We start from the raw sequence: 25,755 nt of genomic DNA, 5'->3' as shown, positions 1-25,755 counted from the left end.
GACTGTAAATATTTTTGTCCAATTACTTATGATTAATGATGGTAAATTCTTAAATATTCTTTAAAAACGGCAGAGAGAGTATATAGTTTTTGATCATTTTCTAATTTGCTGACTAAAAATCTTCTTGTTAATGATTGTAACCCGTTAATTATATCCATTGATGACAATGATAAAACCTGTTTAATCTCATCTCTAGATATAGGTTGCTCATTTTGACTAATTTTGGTTCTACCGCTCCCCTTATGGAAGAGAATATTAATTTAATTTTCGTAGGTTGGGTTGAACGAAGTGAAACCCAACATTAGCGGGAGGATAAATAAGAGGTGTTGGGTTTCGTTCCTCAACCCAACCTTGTATCTTAGAGGTATGTTAGAAGAAGTGGTAGACCGTCCCAACCTGGGTCAGAAAAGACCGCTTTGTAGCAAGGATCACCACAACAATCTCCATGACAGAACTCGAACAGTCGCCTGGGGTAAAAACTATGAACAAAGACATAGATAATATAGCCCGTATCGTGCAAGGATGAGTGAAATCAAGGGGATGAATAAAAACAAAACAAATTAAAAAGAAGTAATTGAAATTGGAGAGTTAAAAATGGATTATATCTCCCAATGGGTAGGCATTGACGTAAGTAAAGCAACACTTGATGTTTATATCCGTCCAATGGGTAAAGCATTTCAATTTGCTAATACTGAAACAGAAATAGCTAATCTAGTTAAGCAACTTCAATCTAACGATTTAAACCTAATCGTACTGGAAGCAACAGGAGGACTAGAAACAGAATTAATCATTCAATTGCAAGCGGCTCTTTTACCAGTAGCATTAATCAATCCTCGTCAGGGAAGAGACTTTGCTAAAGCTACAGGTAAGTTAGCCAAAACCGATGCCATTGATGCACAGATTTTGGCGCATTTCGGTGAAGCAATGAAACCGGAGGTGTTAGCAATCGAAAGTGAAATGTCACGTCAATTAGGCGAATTAATTAGTCGCCGAAGACAATTAGTAGAAATGTCTACAGCGGAAAAGAATCGCCGTGACCGCGCTCGTGGTAAAGCTTTGACAGATATTGAATCCCATATTGATTATCTTGAGCAACATCTTCAACAACTCAATCAAGAAATTGAGACGTTGACCCAAAATAATCAACAATGGATTGATAAAGTCAATCTACTCAAAACTACTCCTGGCGTTGGTCAAGTAATTTCTACCACTTTAGTTTCTGACTTACCAGAATTAGGTCAATTAACTGCCAAACAAATCTCTCGCTTAGTTGGTGTTGCACCAATTAATCATGATAGTGGTCAGCACAAAGGTAAGCGCATGATTAATGGTGGTCGCGCCCATGTTCGTGCCATTCTTTATATGGGTGCTGTTGTTGCCATGCGTCATAATCCTGTTATCAAAACTTTTTATGAGCGCTTGGTTGAACGTGGTAAACCCAAAAAATTGGCCATTACTGCTTGCGTTCATAAAATGTTAGTTATTTTAAATGCGATGATTCGAGATCATCTTCCTTGGTCTATTTCTCAAGACTCACAACCAATTTCTGCATAAAGTTCTACTGTCGTTTTTATACCTCCAATCTAGTTTGGTAATTTATGGCAATCTATAATTTACCTGTTTTGTTCTGTTCTGTTTTTCTCCTCTATTTTCTGACTTTTTTCCTAGACTTTAAATTTTTCCTTAACGATCGCTTGACAATCAAGACAGTCGCTACAATAAATCTTGTTTTACATAAAGGGAACGGTAGAGCCATACTTTTTAAAGTAGCAAGTAGGTTGGGTTGAGGTAACGTTCGCGGAGCGTGGCGTTAGCCATAACCCAACATTTATTATATTTGTCATCAAAATTATTCCATAACCTGTTCTATAATCCCTTGAATAACTGTAACAGCAATATCCTCTTGATCACATTTAGAATAGACTGTTAATAAAATAATACTCGTGGCAGTTTGTAGGTAATAAATAAGTCTATATCCACCACTTTTACCTTTTTGAATATTACTATTTTTAACTCTAACCTTATAAACTTGATATTCTTCTCCCAAACCTACAAGACGATCACCTGTAATTTCACCTTCCTGTAACTGTACAATAACAGGTTGAATATAATCACGAATTTTTCGATATCGTTTTGATAATTTATACAGTTGCTTTTCAAACTCAGGAGAAAATCGAATTGAGATAGGATTTATGTTATTCATTCTCAATTCTCTCCCATAATTCAGAAATAGGTCTAGTTTTGCCAGATTTTACTTCTTCAAAAGCCCTAGTTAAACTCTCTTTTATTTCCTGAATTGGAGTATCATCAACATCAATATCATCTGCTTCTGGTAGGAGAATAATTACCTTAACAGTATTAAAATTATCAATTTCTAAAGGATAATCTAAGGTTAATTGTCCCTGTTGAATTTTTCCAGTAACTTCTAAGGCTTTCATAGTTTCTAGCTGCTTTTTGTTTAACTAATTTTGATGAAGAAAATATTTCTATTATATTTTATCATATTTACTAGAATTATTTTTAATATATCATGCTTTAATCAGATTAAAAATTCAAGTCTATCACTATGTCTTCCATAGAAATCACACAGGCAATTAACCAAACATCGGAATTATTCCATCTAGCGTTAAACGGAGAAGAAATTATTATTACCGAAAATCACCAACCATTGTTAAAACTAACTGCACTCAAATCTAAATATCAACGTCCCTCTCTATTTGGTATAGATAAAGATATCATTTCTATTGCTGATAATTTTGATGCACCATTAGAAGAATTTGAGAATTAACCATGCAAATTAGCATTTTTTATTGTTTATTTAACCATGCTTCTAAATTAGAGATTTTACTAAAATAATTAATTCCCGAATTAGCTAATATCTGTTGAATATTAGCAAGTAGGTTGGGTTGAGGTAACGAAACCCAACATTTATTATTTCTCTTATTGGCGTTTTTTATTCATCTCTATAAAACTCGTCTAAAATAGAATTAATCTCATGATCAGTAATATCTTCTTGTTCAGATTTATTGTAAATTGTTAACAATAAAATGCTGGTTTCTGATTCAAGTAAATAAATTACCCGATAACCAGCACTTTTACCTTTTTGAAGATTAAGTAGTGAGACAGAATTAGTTACACAATGTCATTGCAAATGGAACGAAGTGAAATCAAGCAATCGCCAGGGTTGTGATTGCTTCCCTTCGCTCGCAATGACTGTAAATATTTTTGTCCAATTACTTACTATTTTTGACTCTAGCTTTATAAATATAAACATCTTCATTAAAACCAGTTAATCTATCTCCTAATAAATTTCCTTTTTGCAATTCTGTAATGAAAGATTGAGTATCAGAACGAATATTTCGGTATTTTTTGGCTAAATGTTTTAAATTTCTCTGATATTCAGGAGTTAAATCAATCAATATTAATTAAAAAAGAATCATTCTGCATCAATTCCTTCCCACATTTTTTCCAAAGGGATTCTTTTTCCTGCTTTTGCTTCTTGTAATGCTGTTTTTAAACTCTCTTTTATTTCCTGAATTGGAGTATCATCAGGATCAGATTCAATGTCATCTGATACAAGGATAATTACTCTCACTTGACTAGATGTATAAATTTCTAAAGGTTTATCTAATAATAATTGACCTTTTTCATCAACTTTTCCCATGACTTCAAAAGCTTTCATTACTTAACCTCAAATGAATATTAATATAACCATAGCAATGTAAGTATTGTAACACAAAATATCTTACTTATGAATTAGTTTCTAAATAAATAATAATCATAATAATTCCTCTGTAGTACCATCACACAAAAGAGTAAATAAGCCAATTTCCTTCATTTCCTCAATATAAGGAGGGGTTTCACTTTTCCAATGATAAGCTAAATCTCTTAACCATGATTGAGTTAAAGTTATTAAAGTAGATTGATAGATGATGCCTTCGATACTTTTTGGATTATAATGTTCTAAAACCTTTTTCGTGTCCAATCTTGCTACTTCTGTAAAAGTCGGACTCTTAAAGATTCTCATGACATTAGAATTAACAAACATTAGAAAAGGAATATGCTGGTATTGTTCCATTTTTAAGATATTAATATCTGGGGAAGAATACATACCTGAAAATCTCACATCTATCATCAAAATAGATTTATCATCCTTATCTTTAGCAGCAATTGCTGGTTGAAAATCAATTACAGTTGGAGGTTGTATTTTTAACATGGTATTTCACCTCTTGTTTAATAGTTTAACTAGTTTTCATATAGGAAATATTTGTACTAAATTTTATCACAATTTATCAATAAAATGTGAAAAGCTGGCGACTAGAAGTCACGGCTACACAGGCAAAACCCACCTGCGTGGGTTGATTTTTCATTAGTCTACGCAGGTGGTCACCGAGCCTGTCGAAGTGTGGACTTTGTTTGTGTAGTAGCGACTTCTAGTATACTGCGGCGTAAATAAAACAACCATTCTCAATCACTAAAAAGCTTACGCCATATTATTTTTGACTTTTAACTTTTGACTTTTGACTTCCGCCTTGCGGTACTAGTCGCCTAAAATTTTTAAACTCTCAGAAGGGGTTTTAATTCAACTCTGTGGTCTGCTGTAGTATTTATGACCTGCCATAGCCATTGCCAAAAATCCCCACATAATCATCCCGGCAATACTCAGCATCCCGCTATAGATAATTAACTGGGCGCAAGAACTGATACCAATAGCGCGGGCAGCACTGAGAAAACTATCAAAGCGACCTTCTGTATAATTACTAACGGTAATTAGCATTAATACTAACCCACTAATATAGGGTATAGCACCAATCCAACCCAAGGTAAAAAACATATCTAAAATGCCGCTATCAATAACAATGACTTCTATTTGTCCAGTTTTTTCATTCACTTTCCAGATATTTCCAAAGCCGTTACCGACAACATTAGAAAGAGCTAAATTCAGGTTTCTGTCATAAGTTGCGGATCTATCTCTAAAACTACCATCTTGTTCGAGATTGGAAAAACTTTCAAATCGAGTGGTAATAACTTTAGAAAGCGGTTCGATAGTCACCAAGGGAATAACGCAGATTGACATTACTAAAATTATGGTAATTAATCGCATTTGAATTTTGGGTTTTACTGAACCAAAAATCATAATTATTCCTAATAACCAGCCGCCCCAACTTGTCCGCACTTGGGAAAGTAAGAATGATAAATAACCCACAGCAGAAGCGGGGAAAATTAATGGGCCAGTGCTGGTAAATAATAATAGTAAACCAGCTTGCATGACAGTTCCGAATGGACCAGGTGAGTGTAATGTACTCCAAACGCGCATTCCAAAAGGAATTGGGTGTCCAGCACTGGTAAACATTTTCGATTGGATTAGCCAATATCTATCCCATTCAGGAGCGACAACAAATTGATAGACACCGTAAGCTCCCAGGATGAGTACACACCAAATAAATGTTCTTTGCAGATGTTGACGATAACTGGGATAATCTCGCCAATTAGAAAAGAGGTGAAAAGCAAAAATTATCGGACTTAACCAATCTAAAAAACTCCGAACTACAGGGAGTGGTTGATTGTAAATTAAACCTATTAAACATCCATAACAAACTCCTATGGCTGCTAAAAGAAATGGCAGTCCCCCTTGACGAAGACTGCTAGGTAGATGTTTGAAAAAGGTGAATATGGTCAGGAATACGACTAAATAAGGTGCAATTAACATTTGTCTGGTGGGGTCCCAGCCAACTTTATAGTCAACGAAACGAGTGATTATAGGGGTCAGGAACCAAATCCACCAAGTGAAACCAATATAGTGGATGGGATGCCGTAAATACAAAAACACAGCGACTAGAAAGGCACTGGCGGAAAAAACAAAGTGCAAACTGCCTGTACTGGTAAAGTAGCAAGCTGTTGTGATTAAGATAAAACCTAGGATGATGATCCAACTTTGGGCTGATCGATCTTGGGGAGAAAATTGTTCTTTTAAAACTGTATTGAAAAGTGTTGGTTTGGAAATCATTTTGATCTCAATATTCTATAAAAAGTTTGGTTAGGAGATAGATCCCCGACTTCTTCAAGAAGTCGGGGATCTCGGTTGGGGTAATTAATAACTAAGATGGTGATTTCCTATCTTTCTATATTTTTGATATCCTAACCATCTTCCTTGTAAGGATGCTCGCAATTTTTTACTGGCAATTTCTTTTTGTTGGGGAAATAGTCTCAGCCATTGACATATTCCTAAACTTTCTCTTGTGCCAACTAAAATTGACCAGGATAAAAATATAATTTGACGCAGGGGCGAAAGATGTTCTAATAAAATTAAGGTTTCGTTGTGGACTAGGTTAATTAATGCGCTGTCGTTAAAGTTGTGGCGTTGATCTTCGTCAAATCTTTGGGCGGGATAGTGATCTACTGCAATGCTGGGATCATAAATTATTTTCCATCCAGCCCGTTTGAGGGTGAGGGCGAAGGACATTTCAAAATGTACTTGTGCGCCTGTTCCTTGCATTCTGTCATCAAATCGCAATTTACCGATCGCCTGGGTACGAAAGCTCATATTCACGCCTTTGAGAACATCAACTTCACGGGGTGCGCCTATTCCTAAGTGGTGGTTGCCAATGACGCGCCCCCACCATTGCAATTTACCAACTATGGGACGAGAACCATTTTCCAGTTTGTCTCCTTGATACACCCAATCACGACCACCAACGCCACCAACGGCATAATTAACGCTAAAGTGAGTATTAATTTTTGCTAACCAATCCGGGTGGGGGGCGGCATCATCATCAGTGATGGAAAGAATGTCTCCCTGTACTTGTGCCAGTCCGGCGTTGAGGGCGGCGACGACTCCCGGCTGAGTGACGGTGACAATCTGTAAGGGGAGGAGGTGGGGTGGAAATTGTTGGAGAAATTGCTGAGTTTCTGTGTCTGTATCTCTGACAACAACGATCGCCTGATCAACTGATTTAGTTTGCTGTTGCAGTGCTTTCAGACAGCGGGCTAGGTCTTGAGGACGGCGATAGGTGGGGATGAGAACTGTGTTTCTCATGGGTGATTAACTCCTCAAATATATTTAGATAGGTTTGTGCCATTGTTGACCAGCTATGTTGTTCGGCAATAGTCCGGGCAACTTTACCCATTTGTTGACGCAGTGAGCGATCGCTATTTAACAACCTAAGCGCATCGGCTAAAGCATTAACATCATCACAATCGTCTAAAACGATGCCACAGTCGGGATTAACTAAATCAGCCGCACCAGTAGTAGTGGCGGTAATCACGGGCAAACCTGAAGCCATCGCTTCAATCACTACAAGTCCAAAAGGTTCATAACGGGATGGAAACACAAATAAATCTGATGCCCGTTGAATTTGGGGCATATCACGGCGATAACCTAAAAAATGCACTCTTTCACTAATATTTAATGCTCTTGCCATTGCCGGATAAGGGCTATCTTGAGTACCACCGACAACTGCTAAATGTAATTCAGGAAGTTTTACCAAAGCGTGAAGTACAGTATCTAAGTTCTTCCGAGAAATGCGAATATCACCTGCAAATAATGCCAAATTAACATTCTCAGGCAATCCCAATTCCCTCCGAGAACTGACACCAGGAGCAAATTCTTGTAAGTCTACACCATTAACAACAACCCGAATTTGTGAACGAGGTACATCAATATTTACTAATTCTTGGGCAACTTTTTCTGAGACAGCAATAATAATCTTAGATTTCCGAAAAGCTTGTTTTTCCCAATAAGCATTAGCCGCAGTAAATAACCATTGATATAACCCGTACAAATCTTTACGGTTATGGGAAATATGCACAGGCGATTTCAACCAAGAACCATGTACAAAATGCACGGCATTGACATCACTTGCCCCCATAGTAATCGCGCCATTGACCTTAATCAAATCTAAATTGGCTCTATTTTTACGCAACCAATCAGCACTTTTTTGAGCAAAAATCAAATTGCGAATAAATTCCGTAGGATACCCTTCTACTGGAATATAAATACAATTAATAGCACTATTCTCGGCTAACTCTGGGGCAATTTCACTAGCTAATAATGTCAGATCATGACCACGCCGAATGGCTTCTTGAACTACTTCATAATTAACTCTACCTTGACCATCACCTTTTCTGATTTTGTGGGTAACAATACAAATTTTCACTGATAACCTCTTGTGATTGACTAAATTAGGAAATTTTCCAAATTTTATTCGTTAGATTGGTAGGAATAAAACTAATAATTAAAGCCACTAAAGTTCGTAAATTAAATTTTTGTTCACTTAAAGTTTGCCAAAAATAACGACGGGCATCTGTAATTTTTCGATCTCGTAATAAGCCAATTCCTAAAGTTGTATTAGCTTCTAACCATTTGGTTTTAAAGTAGGACTTAAATTCCTGTAACCGTTGATCTTCCATAAAGGTTTGATAACAGAATATCTCACTTTTACCTTTACGGATTTTTGCTTGAACATTGCGACTACCACTGAGCATAGTATCAGTTTGTTCATGCTCTCGATATTGGGTTAATTTTTCGGGAACATAGTAAACTCCATAGCCAGAAATACAACAAAGATATGTTAAATATAAATCCCACATTCCGTCAACCTCTGAAGGAATATTATCCCAATTAAGCACTCCATTTCTAATTACACAAGCCGCCGCAGTGGGAATACTTTTATCAATTAAGCCAATTTGAGTAAAATTTTTATGAACTCCGGGAGTGATTTGATCACGTTTATAACTGCGGGTATTGTTTTCAGTGGCAGCCACATTAATTTTACTATCACCATCTATAATATATTGGTCACAAAATGCTAAAATTAAATCGGGATTTGCTTCTAAATTGGGAACAAGTTTCGATAAAAAATCCTCATTCCATATATCATCATCATGGAGACTAGCCACATATTTACCCGTAGCAATTCTAAAACCATGAAACTGATTAGCTAACATCCCAATATTTTCTTCGTGTCGCCAAAATTTGATGCGTGAATCTTGAAATGATTCAATTAGTGCTTGAGGATTTTCAGAACTACAATTATCAGAAACGATAATTTCTAGATTTTGATAGGTTTGGTTAACAGCACTATTAATTGCTTGTTTCAGGTATTCTGGGCGATTATAGGTGGGGATAATGACGCTTACCAAAGGTTCGGAGGAGTTAATATTTAACATTGGCTGTAGGATGAGAAAATAAACTATGGGAAAATTGAATGCTTGTTTATCTCACTTCATTTTGAATTTGATAATATTGCCAAAACTTGCCACGTTGTTGAAGTAGCTCTTGATATGCTCCCTGTTCTACGATTTTTCCTTGTTCTAAAACTACAACTTTATCGGCTTTAGCTATAGTAGAAAGACGGTGAGCGATCGCAATTACTGTGCGCCCAACAGATAGCTTTTCTAAGGATTCTTGAATTAACCGCTCAGACACAGAATCTAAGGCACTTGTAGCTTCATCTAGAATCAGGATTTGGGGATTTTTTAGCAATGCGCGAGCGATCGCAATTCTTTGTTTTTGTCCACCTGATAACCGCACACCTCTATCTCCTAATTGCGTATCAAAACCCTCCGGCATTTCTAAAATAAATTCTAGAGCATTTGCCAATCGTGCAGCTTCTTTAATTTCTGCTTCTGTAGCTGTTGGTGTCCCGTAAGCAATATTATTCCAAACAGAAGTATTGAAAATAAAAGTATTCTGACTAACAACTGCTATCTTAGAACGCAGAGAGTTAATGTCAAATTTGCGAATATCAACTTCATCTATATAAATATAGCCGTCAGTAGCATCATGAAAGCGAGGAATTAAATCTGCAAGTGTGGTTTTACCAGCCCCAGATGAACCGATTAAAGCCGTCATTTCCCCTTGTTTAATCGAGAGAGTAATATTATGTAAAACTCGTTGATTAAGACTATAATCAAAATCTACAGACACCAAATCAATTGATCTTCTAAAACCAGGAAATCTTAATGCGCCATTTTGAAAATAGATTTTATCATCAGGTTTCAACAAATCCTTGATATTTTCCACTGCTCCCGCTTGGGTACTTAAAAAAGCCACTACCCCATTCAAATCCTGAGTCATAGGGATAATGCGGAACAGGACAAAAAAGAAAGTTAACAAAGCCGAAACTTTCATTAATCCTGTGGCTAAAGCCACAATAATCATACTAATCAGAATTAGCGTAGATATACTCTCAGCCAAAGGCTTAACTATCAAAGAAATCCAATAAACACTTTTCCAAGTATTAACAATTTTTTCACTGGCTTGATAATAGCGGTTTCGCTCAAATTCTTGAGTAGAAAAAGCATGAATTGTGCGAATACCTTCGATAAACTCTAGCACCCTAGCAGTAAAATTATCATTAGCGGAAGTAATCGCAAAACTACGTTCTCTAATTTGTTTATTTAAGGTAGATAATGCTACCGCCAAAAGACTAAATAGTAAAATAGAAACTATAGTCAGTTTCCAGGAAAGTATAAACAAAGAAATAGAATAGACAATCAGTGTAAAACTTCTAGTGATTAAAAAAGCTAGTCCACCAAAAATTTGTCTAATTCTCTCCATTTCACTGGTAAGAATATTAACTAATTCTCCAGATTTCTTATGACTAAAATAATTGAGAGTTTGAGCCTCTAACTGTTGAAAAATTCGTTTACGCAGATTATCTACTAAACTGATTTCACTAAACTGGATGCAAATCTGTCCTATATAATTAAAGGATGCCCGCATACAGGTTGTAACAACAATTAAAGCAGATATTCGATATAATCGCTCTGTTGCTGAACCATTAATTCCTAAAATCAAAATATCAAACCACTCTATCCCTGTTTTCACAGGTTCAGAACCAGGAGTAGTTAGGCTTTGCAGGAACACCAGCAAAAATCCTAAACCAAACCCTTCAAAACTTGCAGCTAAAGCCGAAAATACGATAGCTAAAATAGCCACAACTCGAAAGTGTTTAAATTCTCGTAATATTACCCGATTATTTTGCCACAAACTTGTAGCTTGCAATATTTTCATAGTTGACGGTAGAAATTTGGAATCCATAAAAATTTTGACCGATAATTTTGATAATTAAGTATAGAAGCACCAATCTCAAAAAAATTAATATGCTTACATAGGAGCGCGACGAATAAAACGACCAAGAGCAGAACCACAGAGAATTTCAAATTTTTGCCATAGTATTTTTGGTATTGAATATAATTGAATAGGTGTTTGGCTATGTCGCCAATATAATTTATCAGTTATGGTGGGAGAACTACCTTCTAAAGCACTTAGGAGTAGTTTTTTGCGCCAAGGTTTAATATGTGGGACTGTGGCGTGAGACATAATAGTACCACCAGGAACAAAATCCATGCCGTCTGGTCCAACGGTACTCAAAGGATAATTAGTTAGCATCAATGCTAAGTTCAAATAAGTCTGATCTCCATACAGATATGGATAATGATTAAAGGTATTACCGTTATAAAGATCCTTTAAATTGGCATATCCTGCCATTTCACCCAATTCTTCTAATTTCTGCCAAACTTTCAAGATAGATTTGTAGTTTTTATGAACTCCAATGAAGCCACTATTGTAGTGATAATCTAACTCGCGCTCACAAGCAAAACCATTATTTTCAGCAAATTCTTTCCATGCTAACCGTCTCGGATGATTCGCCGGCACAAGATACCAAGAATCACCACAAAGAGCAATTCCTCGACTTACCCAATTTTCATAAAAATCCCAGTTACATTTATTGACAATATCAGGATCAAAGTAAAATAAGGCATCAATATCTGGGCAATAATTTTCCCACAATTGGGACATAAAATCAGGTTTATAAAAGCCTAAATGTTTTGGAGTTGTTAGTTTGACAAATCGGATTGCACAACCTTCATCTACAGAAAACTCTTGATAACCAGTTTCTGTTTTTAGCTCCTTAGCCCAATCGGGTGTATTTCCACGATAACCAGCCCAAATTATGCCTCGAAAACCATGATAATACAGGGAATTTACCAAAGCCCCCACACCATAATGGTAGTCTTTTTCAAATACGGTACAAATCGCTGTTTGCATGATATTTATTATTTTTTAATTAGCTACATAATTCATAGTCATCAATATGAGAACAGGAAGTATTCATCAATTAGATAAAAATGCTTGAAAACACAGAGCCAATAGATTTATTCTCAACTATAGGCAGTTTATCCTTCCCATCTATTTACGATACACCGCTGAATTTATTTTGCTTTGCTTTTTTAATTTGTTATTTTGTGATTCTAAACTTAATTTAACTGCACCTTCCAAAGATAAACAACGATTATTGATTAGACAAAATTTTCCCTGCAATAGATTCAATACATTAGATAAATTATTCAAAATGAATGTACCTAAAATAATGTTCAAATCTGTCATTTCCTGTTTAGCCATAGAACTAAACCTAATAGCCTGAAAAAGTTGCCCATGTTCTCCGACATACCACTCATAATCAAACAGCAATTCTGGGGAATATATTTGCATAGTTATTAATCCTCCGAGTATGACTGGACTCATAAATAACAGCAAAAGTAAAGCCCAAGTCCAATCAATTATTATTTGTAAAGTTCTGAAAATTTGATTACCTTTCTTTGGTAATTTTTGATGCCCAGAAATGTTTATAAATATGGGCTTATTAGCTTTTTGACAAGCATTTGCCCAAACTTTTAATAAAGAATCACCGATTTTGGGATCTATGCTGACTAAACTAACTGGAGAATGTTTTAAACATTCTATTAAAGATTCTTCATTTTCTAGTGCAGCTAAATGGGGTTGTGAGAATTTTTCAGAGGCTTTTACTAATAATTTTCCTCTGCGCCATTTTAATGAGCATGATAGGAAGTTAAAATTTTCAGATTGCTGGGGGACAATAGAGTTACTATTTAGACTAGAAATGACTGAAATTGGCATATATTAACAGCGATAAATTAGTAAAAGATTGACTAAATATTTACCATTAGAAAATTAATATTTTCTTGACCGAACAGTATTGTATAGGAGTCCTATAGCAATGATTAAATATGACAACAGAAAATTAGGAACACTTGGATTTATGATCAAGAGTAGTCATCTCAGAGAAGATACTAACTTTTTGCAACCCTGATAAAATTACTTCGGTTTCGTCCTGAAGATTTTGATGATGGGTTTCAATCTCTAGAATATAAGACTCTCGATAAATAAATCATCAAGAAACAACTTCTTTATTCACTCTTTAAATAAATATTACTTTCTTCTCTATAATATTAAGATATGGTGAAATGAATTAATCGTAACTAAATAAAAATAAACCTTGTTTTATACTCGCAAATTATATCATAAACTACTTATTAAGTAAATGAAAATAAATGTGAATTGTATTAGTAATACAACAAAAATATTTTGGATAGTGAATGGTCATTTGCCAACATACTACAGTAATAAATTGAAAATTAAAAAAGCAAATAATATCATTTTTTTAGCAGAGATTTATAAACAAAACTCAATACATTTAACCAACAAGTATCTAACCCTAATTAGACGTGAATTCGATAGCGTAGCGTGACGACGTAGGAGTTATTGAACCTCACCCCAATCCCTCTCCGCGTTGGAGAGGGGCATATTGGTTTGTTTTTATCAGCATAAAATCAGAGTTTTAAGCCTCTCCAGTATTAAATATTATTCCTTTTCCCTCTCCTCTTAGGGAACACCAAAAAATAAATTACCCAATTTTGTGGGATGGGCATACTATGGCTAACGCCACGCTACGCGAACGACAAGCTCGGCACAAGTCCTGCCCGTCCTTGATGATTAGCGGGCAAATTCGTCCCGCACCACAAGAAATTTTTGGGTATTTTTTTAATTGGAAGTCCCTTAAAGACTGTTTTAAAGGTGGTATACCGTAATTTTCATCACATTGTTACCCCCCTTCATAAGCTACGGTGTACACACAAGTTATCGAATCACCATTATTCCTCAAATTACCCCACCCTAACCCTCCCCGATGCTTTGGGGAGGGAACTAATTTTTCCGGTTTCCCCCGATGCTTTGGGGGGATTAAGTAGTGAGACAGAATTAATTACACAATGTCATTGCGTTAGCGCAGCGTGGTGTTAGCCATATGGAACGAAGTGAAATCAAGCAATTCCAAGGGTTATGATTGCTTCCCTTCGCTCGCAATGACTGTAAATATTTTCGTCCAATTACTTAAGAAGGGTAATTTAACTTGTGTGTACACGATAGCCCCTTTATAAGCGGAGGGTTAGGGAGGGGTAAAACATTTGATATAGCACTACTTAATTGATCTTGAGTAGTCAACACAAAAACCCCTGTCTAATGCAGGGGTCAATATATTTTTTTGACACTCCCCGGTCTAAAGACGCGGGGATTCTTAATCGAATAATTGTCAAGACAACTGCTCGAATAATATCCGCTTTTCAGGTATTACCTTAGATGTACGGTTCTTGCCCTGATCCTGTTTGCCATTACTGGCAGAATCATCTCTGACAAGCGTAACTTTCCGAGAGTCCCCCGGTAGGTTTTTAATGTCTTTGCTGACAAATTTTAAATTAGCTCTTCGTAAAATTGTCCGAGAAGCCTGAGTATCAGCATGGTCAATATGACCACAATGTTCACAAATGAACTTTTCGCCATCTCTATTAGCTTTACTAATATGATGACAAGCCGAACATTCTTGAGAAGTAAATTGAGGATGAACGGATAATACTAGCTTACCAGACTTCAATGCCAGCCAAGCAATCTTAGAAAATAATTCGCCCCAACTGGCATCAGAAATAGAGCGATTTAATCCCCGTTTTGCAGATTGACCATTAGCCATAAATCGTCCTTGCTGCCTTTTGGGTTTGCAGCGGGACTTCATTGCTATTTTTTGTTAACTCAGCATACATGATGCCATGTTTAACAATAGGGCAGGTCAAAGGGCAATAAGAACCATATTCAATTCGACTATCTAAGTCTGAGAATGCACCATAATAGTACATCACGGACTCATCTGATTTCTGGTTATTAGTCTCAAAACCGCGCTGACGTTCTGCCAAACAATAATTTCTGTGTTTCCGCAAAGTAACAAGCCACTCAGACATTAAGGCTTGTTGCCCAATATTCGGTTGTAGCTTGAATCTCCAGCGTATTTGCACAGGTTTATTTTGTTGATGTGATTGATGATATAACTATGTTAATCTCCAATTAAAAGGAAGTCAATAGCTAAAATCTATGAAAAAAAGCTATTTCTTTTCAACTGCGGGGAATGTTGCCGCCGACACAATAGAAAGATATATTAATGACCCGCATCATGGTTGAGAATATTGGCAGCGGTTAAAACCGCACGGGTAGGCTTTCCCCCGCGCTCTAAAGAGACGCGGCTCCCAGCCTTCCCGCAATCCCCTTGTGGGTTAAATAGTCAGCAAATATTCTGCTTTATTCTTCCATTGCTGGTTGTAAAACTAATTGTTTTGGTTTTACATAAGGTACATAGGTGCTATCAGATGGAGATACGCCATTGGCTACAACCCCAATCAGATTTAACCTACTCAACATCCCTGTGGCTTGATTAAGTTGGGTGCGGGTCACTTTACCAATACTTGCCATCATCACCACACTACGACAGGATGATGCCGTGAGCATAGCATCTACTAACCCAAGAACGGAAGGGGCATCTATGATTACCAAATCATAATTTTCTTCAAATGCAGCTATTAATTGAATCATCCGGGGAGAACTCAAAAGATGAGCAGGATCTGTCGGAATTGGTCCGGCTGTTAAAATATCAATGTAAGACGACCCAGAGTAAGGAACACTGATCTGATTAGGTAGATTAACTTCACTTTCTAATAAACTAGAAAGTCCTTGTTCATTAGGAAGATTTAACTGTTTGTGCAGATTAGGATCGCGTAAATTGGCATCAATTAGTAAGACTTTTTTATGTAGGCGAGCCGCACTCATGGCTAGACCTAATGCCAAAGCTGATTTACCATCATCTGGTAATGCTGATGTCACCATTAATGATCTTAAATCTGAGACTTTATTGAGTAGTTCAATATTTTTGTAAATGAGATCAAGTGATTCCCAACGGGGAGAAGATTGTAATACTTGAATTGTCCAAGGTGCGAGAACTTCTGGTTTGCCAAATGGCAATTTTATCATGGATTCTCTGGGCTTGGGAGGTGGCAATTTAGGAGTTGTTCCTAATAATGGGAGAGCAGCTTGTTTTTCTAATTCCGCAGTGGTATGTACAGCGTCATCAGATGCTTCACGAATAAAGGCAGCAAGTCCTCCTAACATTAACCCAATTACTCCTCCTAATAAGAGATTTTGTCTCATGTTAGGACCAGTATGAAGACCTTCTTGGGGTTCTTCTACTACCTCCCAATTAAATCCACCTTTAGAAAGTTCTTGGCGTAATTTTTGTTCTGCTCTTAATAATTGTTCTAATCTTTCTCTGCTAAATTGTAGTTGAGGCAGGATGCGATTGTAATAAGCCAATAGAGAAGGAAACCGCTTGAGGTCGGCTTGTAATTCTTTCTCTTTGGCTGCTAAGGTTTGATCGCGGGCGGTTAATGCAACGATGGTTGTTTGGGTTTCTACTAATTGACCTGTGAGATTAAGATCAATTTGTCCTAGTTGTCCTTGTTCTAAAAGATTGTCTCCGGAATTAAAGGTAGAGTTGGTTTTTTCTCCTAAAGTTCTGCTAACTTCTTTTTGTAAAAGTTGCTTTTGACTTTGCAGTTGTTCATATAATTTTTGAACGCTGGGAGTATCATCTGTGAAACGTAACCGTTCTTGTGCTAAAGCCAGTTCTGTTTTTTGGATTTCATTGAGTAAGCCTTGGTAGCGGGTAGACTGACTCAGACGAGAAGAAACTAAGGCATTTTGTGGAGAACGGTTTAGTTGTGCTTGTAAAGATTTTTGCTTTGCTAAGGCTTCTTCATATTGAGAACGAGTTGTTTGTCGTTCCTGTTGGACAGTATTTAAAGCTGTCTCTACGGTTTTAGCTTGAGCATCTGGATCAATTAAATTTTGACTTCTGCGAAATCTTTGTAAATTTGCTTCGGAAGCGGTTACTTCATCAGTCGCTTTTCTTAATTGATCTCTGATAACTTGTAAACCTTTTTGTAGGCGTGAATCTTGTTGTTGTTTATTGTATTCTAAATAAACTTGCTGAATTGTTTTCAGAACTTTTTGAGTTTTTCCTGGATCGCTATCGGTGTAATCAACTTGAAATATTTTAGTAGCAATATTATCCTCTGGAGTCTTAATTTGAGTGAGGACTAAGGATTTTTTTAAATCCATTACAGTTAAGTCTGGATATTCAGTTTTAAGTCTATCAACTGCTTTTTTAATCAGTCCAGAACTCTGCATCAAGTTTAATTGAGTAGCTGTATCTACCTCCACATTAGCATCAGTAAATTGACTTTCAGTGTTATCTGTTTCTTTCTTGCCTTGATAGTTAGGCTCTACTAACAATTGCATGGTGCTTTTGAAGCTGGGTGGAGTTTTTAATGTAATGATGCCAGCAATAGCCGTAGAACTGAGCAATACTAATAATAACCAGGGAAATCTTCGCAGAATTACTGCAAACATTTGTCCATAACCTGGTTCTGTTTCTGATGCTGAATTTATATTGGGATTTAGACTAGTTTGAACCACTTTTATTATCCTTATCTGCGATACACTACGCAAACACCTAAAAAATTAAATGAATTAGTGATGCACAACTCCAATGCTGCAAGGCAGAATTAAAAATTAGAAAAGCAAATTATATAAGCTTTCTCGGAACTTTTAATGATGAGTTATTTTTGCCATGCTGCACTAGTAGTCTGTTAATCCGAAAATGACGGGTGAAGGGGAGCGGGGGGAGCGGGGGTAGGGGGGTAGGGGGGGTAGGGGAGGGAAGAACAGAAGTTTTTTCCGATCATTACCCGTCAAAATAAATTTGACGAACTACTAGCTTGATCAATAACTTGCTCAACTTTACTAAAGAATGACTGTTCTGAGAAATTGCTAACGGCATGATTACGGATAGTTTCGTAATCCCAAGATATTCCTCCAGCTTCTAGTAAAGCTGCTTGTAAAGAGCATGGCGCTTGTCTTTTGAAAAACACACCTGTTTTACCTGGTATTTGAGTGTCTAAGACTCCTCCGGCTCCATAAGCAATGACTGGTGTACCACTGGCGTTTGCCTCGACTGGAACTAATCCATAATCTTCTAAAGCCGCAACAATAACTGATTTGGCTTTGGAAAATAAGTCTTTACGTTCTCTATCACTGACATGACCTAGAAACTGGATGTTGGGTAATGCCTGGGCTTTTAATCTTTCTTGTTCTGGTCCATCACCTGATATTAATAAGTTCCAGCCTAACCAATTAAAAGCTTCGACTATTATATCAAGACGTTTATAACTTATCATCCGCGCCGATGCCAAGTAGTATTCTTCTTTCGTATCGGAAAAAACAAAGTTGCTAGTATCAATTGGATAGTTGATGGCGATCGCTTGTTTGTGATAAATTTTTTGAATTCGTTGGGCAACAATGGTAGAGTTAGCGATGTAGAGATCGGGTTCTTGAGCATATTTCAGGTCTACATCTCTCATCATTTGAAAGATTTTTTCGATGAGAGGAGCAAAGTATCTATAGTCTCCGTATTCCCGTAAGTATGTTTCTGTGTCCCATAAAAAGCGGGTAACATTATGACAAAAACAAATATGTTTTGCTTGGGGATTTTTCCGTACTGCTTTGGCAAAACTGGTGCTACTGCTGATAATTAGGTCATAATCTTGAAGATCCAAGGAACGAAATGCGGGAAAATATAAGGGGGCTAACATCCGAAAATATTTGGTTGCACCGGGAATTTTTTGTAAAAATGTGGTATTGATGATTCTCTCACCTAAATCAATACTTTTTTGTGGGTCGTATAATGAGGTAAAAATGTCAGCGTCGGGATACCGTTTACACAATAATTCAAATACGCGCTCTGCTCCACCGCGTTGGGTTAAGTAATCATGGACGAGAGCTATTTTCATCTTTTTCTTGATAATTTGGTAAGTGATGATTGGTTTTAATATTTATTCTCTAGTAATTGAAATTTTAATGTTGCATTACTAGGTTGTATCAGTTGTTTTGTATCAATTATTTTATGTTGTTTAATAAGGAGTTGAATCATGGTAAACCTCGCAAGATTATCAAAATAATCTCTGTCATTTATTGTATATATGTGAATTCAGAGGTTAAATGAAAATATCAGGAAACCTCTGAATTATCTTGATGCGAAGAAAGAAAACTATTTTGTTAGTGCTAAAGTTTTCACAGGAGCAAAGTAAACTGTTTGTTCGGCGCGTAATTGATCACAAAGTCTACCTTCTGGTAGTTCCACGTCATCATAAGTGAGGACTTGATCTTTAGGAATATCGCGCTTTAAGCGACATCCTTCCGCTAGACCCATTGGCAGTAGGTTTTGTTGTTGCACAATGGGGGAATTTTCACATTGTCCATAGGTCATGTAATAACCAATACCATCAAGGGTTTCTCCGGCTGTGAGATCAATTTTGGCAGTGGTGACGACATCAACAACGGGACCCGCTATTGGTGCCAGCACAGCATCATGGAAGAGGACAGCGCGGGCTACGGAGAGGGGAACTTCAAAATGGCATAGGTGATAGGGGGTGTAGAAGCTGTAGAGAGGTCCTTCACCGAGTTTATATAGGTTGAGGTAATGACGTTGTTTGGGGTCTTCGTGGGTGGCAAATACGAATACTCCTGGACCGGGTTTAGTACCAACTACGTAATCAACGATACCGCCTAGTTCTTGCAGTTGGTCAATGTCGTACATTTTGGTCATTTCATCAACATGACCTGTGTAGTCATATCCCAACATCCCCCGCTTGGCTACTTTCATGCCTGTGCCGTTGGCGACTATGGCTTGCTCAAAGGAGATTTTTGTACCATCGGCAAAGCTTGTCACCATAGCCGGATTTTGACCCCAGCGTTGAGCAAAACCGGCTTGGGTGGTGGGGTTGCGGTAGGGGTCTTGTAAGCCTTTGATGTTGCCGCACAGGAGGGGTTTTAACCCGATGCTTTTGACAAAGCGGTAGAGGTTCATTTCTACCCCTGGTTGGTCGCCGTCACAGGCACTCAGGATGACTCCAGCGCGGTCTGCATGGACTTTGAGTATCGGTCCAATTGTGCCATCTAGTTCGGCATTCATGAGGATGATATGCTTGTGATGAGCGATCGCACACATCACCAAATGAGCCGCGTATTCAATTGTCCCGGTGACTTCAATGATTGCATCTATGCCATCAGCTTCGCACAGGAGCATGGCATCTTCGGTGATTGCATATTCATTTTGAGCGATCGCTTCTTCTAAATCAGCTAAATTAGCAACAATTTTGATATTTTCAATTCCTGCTTCTAAATAAGCTCGTTTAGCGTTATCAATGTGACGATTAGAAATAGCCACCAACTCCATTCCTGGCACAGAATTGATAATTTGATTAGCAATTCCTCGACCCATAAAACCAGCACCAATCATGGCAACTTTAACTGGTTTACCTAAAGCCGCTCGTGCTTGTAAAGCTTTATCAACAATAATCATGATTAAACTCCTATCAAAATAGATTCTAGTAAAGGCCAATTGCGATCTTTATCAGACATTTCTGTTGCACTCAGTGGCCAGGAAATTTCTAAAATTGGATCATCATAACGCAAACCCCGTTCATATCCAGGAGTGTAAAATTCACCCACTTGATATACAACTTCTGCACCATCTGTTAAAGCTTGATAACCATGAGCAAACATTTCTGGAACATAAAGAGCGCGGCGATTTTCTGCACTCAGTTCTACACCAATATGCGCTAGATAAGTGGGAGATTCAGGACGCATATCCACAATCACATCATAAATAGCTCCTTGAGTACAGCGAATTAATTTTGTTTCCGCTGCGGGGAGAGTTTGATAGTGCATTCCTCGTAATGTGCCTTTTTTATGATTAAAAGAAAGGTTACATTGGGCAACTGTTGGTTTTAACCCATGAGCGATAAATTCATCAGCGCAAAAAGTCCGAGCAAAAAAACCACGAGAATCAGGCTTTTCTTCCAAGTCAATAATAAAAGCACCAGCGAGTTTAGTAGAGGTAAAAATCATGGTTATTTAGGAAGTTTTTTGAAGATAATGGAATGGTTTTGATTTTAGATAGCAAAATTCAGGAAATAAACCTGGCATGATCATGGTTGATACCAATTAAGTAATTGGACAAAAATATTTACAGTCATTGCGAGCGAAGGGAAGCAATCACAACCCTTGCGATTGCTTCATTTCACTTCGTTCCATATGGCTAACGCCACGCTAACGCAATGACATTGTGTAATTAATTCTGTCTCACTACTTATTCTGACTCCTGAATTTGTGCATTTTAGGTTTATACCTTTAATCCTAATTGGGGATTTATTTTGGGAAAGGTATCATCATGATATTGTGTACAAAGTTCAGGTCGTTTAGGAGATTTAGCCGTGTATGTGAAAAATATAGTTGATCGTTCTTGGGTTCTCACAGTCCCATGATGTAAAATATTTCTCACATCTGCAAAAATCACAGTTCCAGCTTTACCAGGACATGATTTCCAAGCTGATTTAGGAATGACTTTCATCATTTTATCATCGTTAATTCCCAAAAAATTAACACGCCATAATTCATAATCAACTTGATAATTTTTAACTTGCTCTAAAGCATTAGCAGGTAGGGGAATATATTCAAATGGTCCATGTTCTTCAGTCACATCATTGAGATAGATAATGACTTTAATCATGCGTCTATCTTCAGAATCTTTATGCCATAGTAAAGTTTCCAATTGTTTTTCATTAGGAAAGTCTTTTCGTACATGAACACCATGAAAAGCGATAGGTAAACCTATATAATGCTCAATGATATTTTGTAGTCGGGATTCCATTCCCCAATTAAAAAATTCCGGTAAATCTGTGACTGTATAAATTTGTGGTAACTTGTATCCTGCATGAATATCTCTAGGATTTACCATCCTATCAGTACAACTATTAGCAGTAGCTAACATTGTAGCCGTAGATGAAAAACCTAAATCTTCCAAAGATGTGATATAAACACCTGATGTTTTTAGGGTATCAACAATCAATTGATCTTTTGCACTAATAGCAGGTAAGTTTTTACCATGATGCCAAAGTGATACTCGATAATTCAACTCAGAACTTATAGTTGAAATTTTGTTCAGCATGACAGGAATTCCCTTCCTATTTAAACCTAAAGTTTCACTTGATAAGCTAACTCATCTTTTAAGACTGAGATTTTTTCTATAACGGTGTTAAGCACAATCCGAATCCCTACCAATCAAAACTTATTTTGTCCAAACAATTGCTGATTTATCCCTTATAGTTTCTGACTTCTGAAGTCGTTGTTCTGTCCATTTCTGTTTCTGCTACTTTAAATTCTCTCATTGGTATTAATTCCAATGCTGCCACACTAGCTAAACCTAAAAAAGGAACTACTGTCTTAATAGCCGATACAGGCCATCTTCTCATCGCTCCTAAAAAAACTTTCAGGTCTACTTCATGGTAGTTTTGTAAAAGCATCCGACAACAATATGCTTTAGAATAACCAACTTGCTCAAGTTTTAAAATAACTTCAGGTATATGTTGGTATTGCATTAAAAGTGCAGATTTCGGTTCTTTTTGCCAATAACTAATACCAATAATACATTCTAAATAGATATCTTTAGTCACAATTACTCTGCCATTAGCAGCACAATAACCGGCTAAATATGCTAAAGATATCCAATTATTACTAGCAGTTGGCCAAATTTGGAGAGCGCGTTTAATTAAATCAGCACGATATACTGTAGCAGTTAGAAAAATTACTGCTCCTACACTTTTAGTAAAACAATGTTCAAATATTGCTTTACCATCACCTTCACCATCTTCAGTATCGGCATCAAACCAGCGATTACCAACTATTTTTGGTGGATGTACTGCTTCACCAGTAATTTTATTTCGACCAGAAAAATTCAGAAACAATAATGATAAATCATCAATATTTTTAATTTTATCCATCACATAGGCAACTGCTCTTTCCTGAATTGGATCATCATCACCAATTGTCCAAACATACTTGGTTGTGGCAGAACTTAGGCAATGAAAAATATTTCGCATTACGCCGATGTTTTCAGGATTTTTATTGGATTTAAATGTGATGTTTGTGAGAATATTTTGCCATTTGCTAATAATAGATTGAGTATGATCTGTAGAACAGTTATCAGAAACTAAAATTTCACACTCTGATTCAAATCCTTGAATAGCTTGGGATAACCAAGTTAATTGTTTATCTAGTAACTCGGCTCGATTGTAAGTAGGAATAGCAATAGTTAGTAGTTTGCTCATAATTTTTGATGGTTAATAGAGAAGGATTTTATCTTTTTTTTAATTACTTATTCGTGAGATATCTATTGCTGATTTTTTCTGATTAAAATTCAGTTGATAGATGAATCTGCCTACTAATTGCAAGTAGGTAATTATAATATTGGTGGCTAGAACTGGCCATCTTCTTAAAGCACCCAATAATATTTTCCAATCACTCAGGTTGAAAATATTTTCTAGAATCATTCGTTGACAAAATTTAGCAGAATATCCTAAACTTAATAATTTCAGATAAATCTCCGGGATGTAGACATATCGCATCATTAATGACCATCGAGGATTTTCTTCTAGGGAACTAGCGTGCATTGTACATTCCAAATAATTATCTTGAGTAACAATGATATTTCCATAAGCCGCACAAAATCCAGTCCAATATGCTTGGGATGCTAAATTTTTACATGAAGTAGTCCAGTTTTGCAAAGCTTGTTGCACAAGTTCGGTATTATAAATGGTAGCTGTCATGAATAATACGCCCCCAAAACTGCCCTGTAAATACCTTTGAAATACAGGTTTACTATCAACAATGATTTCATCACTATCACTAGGAAACCAGTGTTCTACCAAAACTTTATTTGTATTTTTGTCTCGTCCACAACAGTTGAGAAACATCAGTGATAAAGTGGGATTTCTTTTAATTGTAGTTACGACATGAGCCAGAGTTCTTTCCTGAATTGGATCGTCATCACCCACAGTCCAAACATATTTACTACCAGCAGCTTGAAGACAAAAAGCAATGTTTGGCATTAACCCTATATTTTCACGATTTCTATTCGCTATAAATACAGTATTACTAAAAGCAGTTTGCCATTTTTTCACAACTCCCGGTGTATTATCTGTTGAGCAATTATCAGAAATAATAATTTCACATTCTGATTCCCACCCTTTGATTGCTGTTGCTAACCAAGCCAGTTGTTTATCTAGCAATGCAGCACGATTGTATGTAGGAATAGCAATGGTTAGTAACTTTTGCATTATCTGGTAATGTAACTTGGTATAAATTTAAAAGAGGCTTTTCAATCGAATATCTTGAATTAAGAAAATTCAATTTAATCCACCTTGATGCAATAATGTTTGGTTAAGGAAATGTAGAAATGTAGGTTGGGTTGACGGAAGTAAACCCAACAAAATTATTAATCATGTTGGGTTTTGCTGTCGCTCAACCCAACCTACAATATTTTCCGAATAAATTAATAGTTTTCCTGCTTGTTCCAGAAGAAATCTTTGTCAATTTGTTCTGTGCGAATTAGATATTCTAATTGTTTTAAGCGGGTGAATCCTCTAGACAAGAAAGTATCTTCATTCATATCAATTTGCTTGAACAAACTAAATAGTTGTCCAGCACCAAGTTGAGCATTCCAATCACACTTAAATCCAGGTAGAATTGTGTTAATCTTTTCAAAAGATACTCGATAGCTGCGATTATCTGAACCATTAGTTCCAAAAGATAATTGACAACCGGGGAAAACATCAGCAACGATTTCCGCTATTTCTTTAACTCGATAATTATTTGCTGTATCGCCAACATTAAAGATTTGATTGTGAATAATATCTCTGGGTGCTTCCAAGGCACAAACAATGGCTTTACAAATATCTAAAGCGTGAACTAATGGCCGCCAAGGTGTACCATCACTGGTCATTTTAATTTCTTTTGTAGTCCAAGCTAACCCCGCCAAGTTGTTTAAAACAATATCAAAACGCATTCTGGGGGAAGCACCAAAAGCAGTAGCATTCCGCATGAAAGTAGGAGAAAAGTCATCATCAGCTAATGGTTGAACATCTCTTTCTACTAATGTTTTACATTCTGCGTAAGCTGTTTGGGGATTAACTGGTGATGATTCTGTAATATCACCTTCACTAGCCACACCATAAACACTACAGGAGGACATATAAACAAAACGGCGGACACCTACTGATTTTGCCAAATTAGCTAGACGAACTGAACCTAAATGATTAATATCATAAGTAATGGTAGGAGATAATTGTCCAGTAGGATCATTAGATAATTCCGCCATGTGAACAATAGCTTCTACACCTTCTAAATCTTCGGGATTGATATCACGAATATCTTTATTTAGGGTTTTAGCTGTGACGTTAGTTCCATTATATAGCCAACCAACTTTATAAAAACCAGTATCAACACCAATAACTTCATGTCCTTTTTGCATTAATAAAGAAGGCAATAAAGAACCAAGATAACCTTCTGTGCCAGTTACTAAAACTTTCATGATTGTTAAAAATTTTGATGTGGGAAATTAACTTGTTTCTTGAAGAGTCGCTAGAAAAGAAGATTGCCAGAATAATTAAACGCAGATA

General features: G+C 36.6%; 24 protein-coding genes and 1 pseudogene. 2 read left to right on the top strand and 23 right to left on the bottom strand.

All coding sequences use genetic code 11. The features are described from left to right. Nucleotides 1-594 precede the first annotated feature (594 nt). Entirely contained in the window at nt 595-1,554 is a 960-nt protein-coding gene (locus NG743_RS12025) for an IS110 family RNA-guided transposase (RefSeq protein ID WP_193965010.1), read from the top strand. A gap of 295 nt (nt 1,555-1,849) precedes the next feature. Here the strand turns inward: NG743_RS12025 and NG743_RS12020 are convergent, their stop codons facing one another. Further along, nucleotides 1,850-2,203 (bottom strand): type II toxin-antitoxin system RelE family toxin, encoded by a 354-nt coding sequence (locus tag NG743_RS12020; protein ID WP_257122038.1) that lies wholly within the window; start codon nt 2,201-2,203, stop codon nt 1,850-1,852. Then, nucleotides 2,196-2,438, bottom strand: a complete 243-nt coding sequence (locus tag NG743_RS12015) for a type II toxin-antitoxin system RelN family antitoxin (RefSeq protein WP_027403032.1) — start codon at nt 2,436-2,438, stop codon at nt 2,196-2,198. The genes NG743_RS12020 and NG743_RS12015 overlap by 8 nt, the downstream gene beginning before the upstream one ends. A 128-nt stretch (nt 2,439-2,566) precedes the next feature. Here NG743_RS12015 and NG743_RS12010 point away from each other — a divergent pair, with 128 nt between their 5' ends. After that, nucleotides 2,567-2,788 (top strand): type II toxin-antitoxin system Phd/YefM family antitoxin, encoded by a 222-nt coding sequence (locus NG743_RS12010; protein ID WP_027403031.1) that lies wholly within the window; start codon nt 2,567-2,569, stop codon nt 2,786-2,788. 165 nt (nt 2,789-2,953) lie between these two features. Here NG743_RS12010 and NG743_RS27050 read toward each other — a convergent pair. The 21 genes and pseudogenes from NG743_RS27050 to NG743_RS11905 form a co-directional block, all read right to left on the bottom strand. Beyond that, a pseudogene (locus tag NG743_RS27050) lies at nt 2,954-3,112 on the bottom strand (type II toxin-antitoxin system RelE/ParE family toxin); the annotation flags it as partial. 121 nt (nt 3,113-3,233) lie between these two features. After that, nucleotides 3,234-3,419: a hypothetical protein gene (locus tag NG743_RS12000; protein WP_201769151.1), complete on the bottom strand. Its 186-nt coding sequence runs from the start codon at nt 3,417-3,419 to the stop codon at nt 3,234-3,236. Nucleotides 3,420-3,436: 17 nt separating this feature from the next. Continuing rightward, entirely contained in the window at nt 3,437-3,682 is a 246-nt protein-coding gene (locus NG743_RS11995; RefSeq protein ID WP_027403030.1) for a type II toxin-antitoxin system RelN family antitoxin, read from the bottom strand. Between the two features lie 96 nt (nt 3,683-3,778). Continuing rightward, nucleotides 3,779-4,216, bottom strand: a complete 438-nt coding sequence (locus NG743_RS11990) for a hypothetical protein (RefSeq protein ID WP_027403029.1) — start codon at nt 4,214-4,216, stop codon at nt 3,779-3,781. Between the two features lie 366 nt (nt 4,217-4,582). Continuing rightward, nucleotides 4,583-6,007 carry an O-antigen ligase family protein gene (locus NG743_RS11985; RefSeq protein ID WP_027403028.1) on the bottom strand — a complete coding sequence of 475 codons (1,425 nt, stop codon included), beginning with the start codon at nt 6,005-6,007 and terminating at the stop codon, nt 4,583-4,585. 84 nt (nt 6,008-6,091) lie between these two features. After that, nucleotides 6,092-7,036 (bottom strand): glycosyltransferase family 2 protein, encoded by a 945-nt coding sequence (locus NG743_RS11980; RefSeq protein ID WP_193963064.1) that lies wholly within the window; start codon nt 7,034-7,036, stop codon nt 6,092-6,094. Continuing rightward, on the bottom strand, nt 6,954-8,156 hold the full coding sequence (locus NG743_RS11975) for a glycosyltransferase family 4 protein (protein ID WP_257122037.1): 1,203 nt from the start codon (nt 8,154-8,156) through the stop codon (nt 6,954-6,956). The genes NG743_RS11980 and NG743_RS11975 overlap by 83 nt, the downstream gene beginning before the upstream one ends. A 25-nt stretch (nt 8,157-8,181) precedes the next feature. Next, nucleotides 8,182-9,168, bottom strand: coding sequence for a glycosyltransferase family 2 protein (locus NG743_RS11970; RefSeq protein ID WP_027403025.1), 987 nt, complete (start codon nt 9,166-9,168; stop codon nt 8,182-8,184). Between the two features lie 46 nt (nt 9,169-9,214). Further along, nucleotides 9,215-11,044 carry a heterocyst formation ABC transporter subunit HepA gene (gene hepA / locus NG743_RS11965; RefSeq protein ID WP_027403024.1) on the bottom strand — a complete coding sequence of 610 codons (1,830 nt, stop codon included), beginning with the start codon at nt 11,042-11,044 and terminating at the stop codon, nt 9,215-9,217. Between the two features lie 66 nt (nt 11,045-11,110). Next, nucleotides 11,111-12,055 (bottom strand): hypothetical protein, encoded by a 945-nt coding sequence (locus tag NG743_RS11960; protein ID WP_053540919.1) that lies wholly within the window; start codon nt 12,053-12,055, stop codon nt 11,111-11,113. A gap of 141 nt (nt 12,056-12,196) precedes the next feature. Beyond that, a complete protein-coding gene (gene hepC, locus NG743_RS11955) occupies nt 12,197-12,925 on the bottom strand; it encodes a heterocyst development glycosyltransferase HepC (RefSeq protein WP_257122036.1) in 729 nt (242 codons plus the stop codon). Nucleotides 12,926-14,396: 1,471 nt separating this feature from the next. After that, nucleotides 14,397-14,870, bottom strand: a complete 474-nt coding sequence (locus tag NG743_RS11950; protein WP_257122035.1) for a zinc ribbon domain-containing protein — start codon at nt 14,868-14,870, stop codon at nt 14,397-14,399. Next, nucleotides 14,821-15,093, bottom strand: coding sequence for a hypothetical protein (locus NG743_RS11945; protein ID WP_257120677.1), 273 nt, complete (start codon nt 15,091-15,093; stop codon nt 14,821-14,823). Before NG743_RS11945 ends, NG743_RS11950 begins: the two co-directional genes overlap by 50 nt. Before the next feature lie 334 nt (nt 15,094-15,427). After that, on the bottom strand, nt 15,428-17,656 hold the full coding sequence (locus tag NG743_RS11940) for a GumC family protein (protein WP_027403019.1): 2,229 nt from the start codon (nt 17,654-17,656) through the stop codon (nt 15,428-15,430). Nucleotides 17,657-17,931: 275 nt separating this feature from the next. Beyond that, the gene (locus tag NG743_RS11935) at nt 17,932-19,029 is read right to left on the bottom strand and encodes a glycosyltransferase (RefSeq protein ID WP_027403018.1); all 1,098 of its coding nucleotides are present in this window, start codon (nt 19,027-19,029) and stop codon (nt 17,932-17,934) included. A gap of 257 nt (nt 19,030-19,286) precedes the next feature. Next, nucleotides 19,287-20,600: an NAD(P)H-dependent oxidoreductase gene (locus NG743_RS11930; RefSeq protein WP_027403017.1), complete on the bottom strand. Its 1,314-nt coding sequence runs from the start codon at nt 20,598-20,600 to the stop codon at nt 19,287-19,289. Between the two features lie 2 nt (nt 20,601-20,602). Next, on the bottom strand, nt 20,603-21,148 hold the full coding sequence (gene rfbC, locus NG743_RS11925; protein WP_015078007.1) for a dTDP-4-dehydrorhamnose 3,5-epimerase: 546 nt from the start codon (nt 21,146-21,148) through the stop codon (nt 20,603-20,605). Between the two features lie 274 nt (nt 21,149-21,422). Next, the gene (locus NG743_RS11920; protein ID WP_257122034.1) at nt 21,423-22,247 is read right to left on the bottom strand and encodes a phytanoyl-CoA dioxygenase family protein; all 825 of its coding nucleotides are present in this window, start codon (nt 22,245-22,247) and stop codon (nt 21,423-21,425) included. A gap of 145 nt (nt 22,248-22,392) precedes the next feature. After that, a complete protein-coding gene (locus NG743_RS11915) occupies nt 22,393-23,406 on the bottom strand; it encodes a glycosyltransferase family 2 protein (RefSeq protein ID WP_027403015.1) in 1,014 nt (337 codons plus the stop codon). A gap of 39 nt (nt 23,407-23,445) precedes the next feature. Continuing rightward, nucleotides 23,446-24,414: a glycosyltransferase family 2 protein gene (locus NG743_RS11910; protein ID WP_193962136.1), complete on the bottom strand. Its 969-nt coding sequence runs from the start codon at nt 24,412-24,414 to the stop codon at nt 23,446-23,448. 215 nt (nt 24,415-24,629) lie between these two features. Next, complete coding sequence (locus tag NG743_RS11905; RefSeq protein ID WP_027403013.1) at nt 24,630-25,667, bottom strand: NAD-dependent epimerase/dehydratase family protein; 1,038 nt, start codon at nt 25,665-25,667, stop codon at nt 24,630-24,632. Nucleotides 25,668-25,755: the final 88 nt, after the last annotated feature.

This window comes from Dolichospermum heterosporum TAC447 (genome assembly GCF_024584745.1).
Classification (GTDB): Bacteria; Cyanobacteriota; Cyanobacteriia; order Cyanobacteriales; family Nostocaceae; genus Dolichospermum; species Dolichospermum heterosporum.
The sequence above is the reverse complement of the archived record's forward strand: the minus strand, read 5'-3'. Positions and strand labels throughout refer to the sequence as shown.

What these genes read in the sequence shown, in the direction of transcription:
- NG743_RS12020 (WP_257122038.1), bottom strand. Translation starts at nt 2,203, where the DNA reads ATGAATAACATAAATCCTATCTCAATTCGATTTTCTCCTGAGTTTGAA.
- NG743_RS11960 (WP_053540919.1), bottom strand. Translation starts at nt 12,055, where the DNA reads ATGCAAACAGCGATTTGTACCGTATTTGAAAAAGACTACCATTATGGT.
- NG743_RS11945 (WP_257120677.1), bottom strand. Translation starts at nt 15,093, where the DNA reads ATGTCTGAGTGGCTTGTTACTTTGCGGAAACACAGAAATTATTGTTTG.
- NG743_RS11905 (WP_027403013.1), bottom strand. Translation starts at nt 25,667, where the DNA reads ATGAAAGTTTTAGTAACTGGCACAGAAGGTTATCTTGGTTCTTTATTG.
- NG743_RS11990 (WP_027403029.1), bottom strand. Translation starts at nt 4,216, where the DNA reads ATGTTAAAAATACAACCTCCAACTGTAATTGATTTTCAACCAGCAATT.
- NG743_RS12025 (WP_193965010.1), top strand. Translation starts at nt 595, where the DNA reads ATGGATTATATCTCCCAATGGGTAGGCATTGACGTAAGTAAAGCAACA.
- NG743_RS12010 (WP_027403031.1), top strand. Translation starts at nt 2,567, where the DNA reads ATGTCTTCCATAGAAATCACACAGGCAATTAACCAAACATCGGAATTA.
- rfbC (WP_015078007.1), bottom strand. Translation starts at nt 21,148, where the DNA reads ATGATTTTTACCTCTACTAAACTCGCTGGTGCTTTTATTATTGACTTG.
- NG743_RS11915 (WP_027403015.1), bottom strand. Translation starts at nt 23,406, where the DNA reads ATGAGCAAACTACTAACTATTGCTATTCCTACTTACAATCGAGCCGAG.
- NG743_RS11935 (WP_027403018.1), bottom strand. Translation starts at nt 19,029, where the DNA reads ATGAAAATAGCTCTCGTCCATGATTACTTAACCCAACGCGGTGGAGCA.
- hepA (WP_027403024.1), bottom strand. Translation starts at nt 11,044, where the DNA reads ATGGATTCCAAATTTCTACCGTCAACTATGAAAATATTGCAAGCTACA.
- NG743_RS11970 (WP_027403025.1), bottom strand. Translation starts at nt 9,168, where the DNA reads ATGTTAAATATTAACTCCTCCGAACCTTTGGTAAGCGTCATTATCCCC.
- NG743_RS11920 (WP_257122034.1), bottom strand. Translation starts at nt 22,247, where the DNA reads ATGCTGAACAAAATTTCAACTATAAGTTCTGAGTTGAATTATCGAGTA.
- NG743_RS11995 (WP_027403030.1), bottom strand. Translation starts at nt 3,682, where the DNA reads ATGAAAGCTTTTGAAGTCATGGGAAAAGTTGATGAAAAAGGTCAATTA.
- NG743_RS11985 (WP_027403028.1), bottom strand. Translation starts at nt 6,007, where the DNA reads ATGATTTCCAAACCAACACTTTTCAATACAGTTTTAAAAGAACAATTT.
- hepC (WP_257122036.1), bottom strand. Translation starts at nt 12,925, where the DNA reads ATGCCAATTTCAGTCATTTCTAGTCTAAATAGTAACTCTATTGTCCCC.
- NG743_RS12015 (WP_027403032.1), bottom strand. Translation starts at nt 2,438, where the DNA reads ATGAAAGCCTTAGAAGTTACTGGAAAAATTCAACAGGGACAATTAACC.
- NG743_RS11980 (WP_193963064.1), bottom strand. Translation starts at nt 7,036, where the DNA reads ATGAGAAACACAGTTCTCATCCCCACCTATCGCCGTCCTCAAGACCTA.
- NG743_RS11910 (WP_193962136.1), bottom strand. Translation starts at nt 24,414, where the DNA reads ATGCAAAAGTTACTAACCATTGCTATTCCTACATACAATCGTGCTGCA.
- NG743_RS11950 (WP_257122035.1), bottom strand. Translation starts at nt 14,870, where the DNA reads ATGAAGTCCCGCTGCAAACCCAAAAGGCAGCAAGGACGATTTATGGCT.
- NG743_RS11930 (WP_027403017.1), bottom strand. Translation starts at nt 20,600, where the DNA reads ATGATTATTGTTGATAAAGCTTTACAAGCACGAGCGGCTTTAGGTAAA.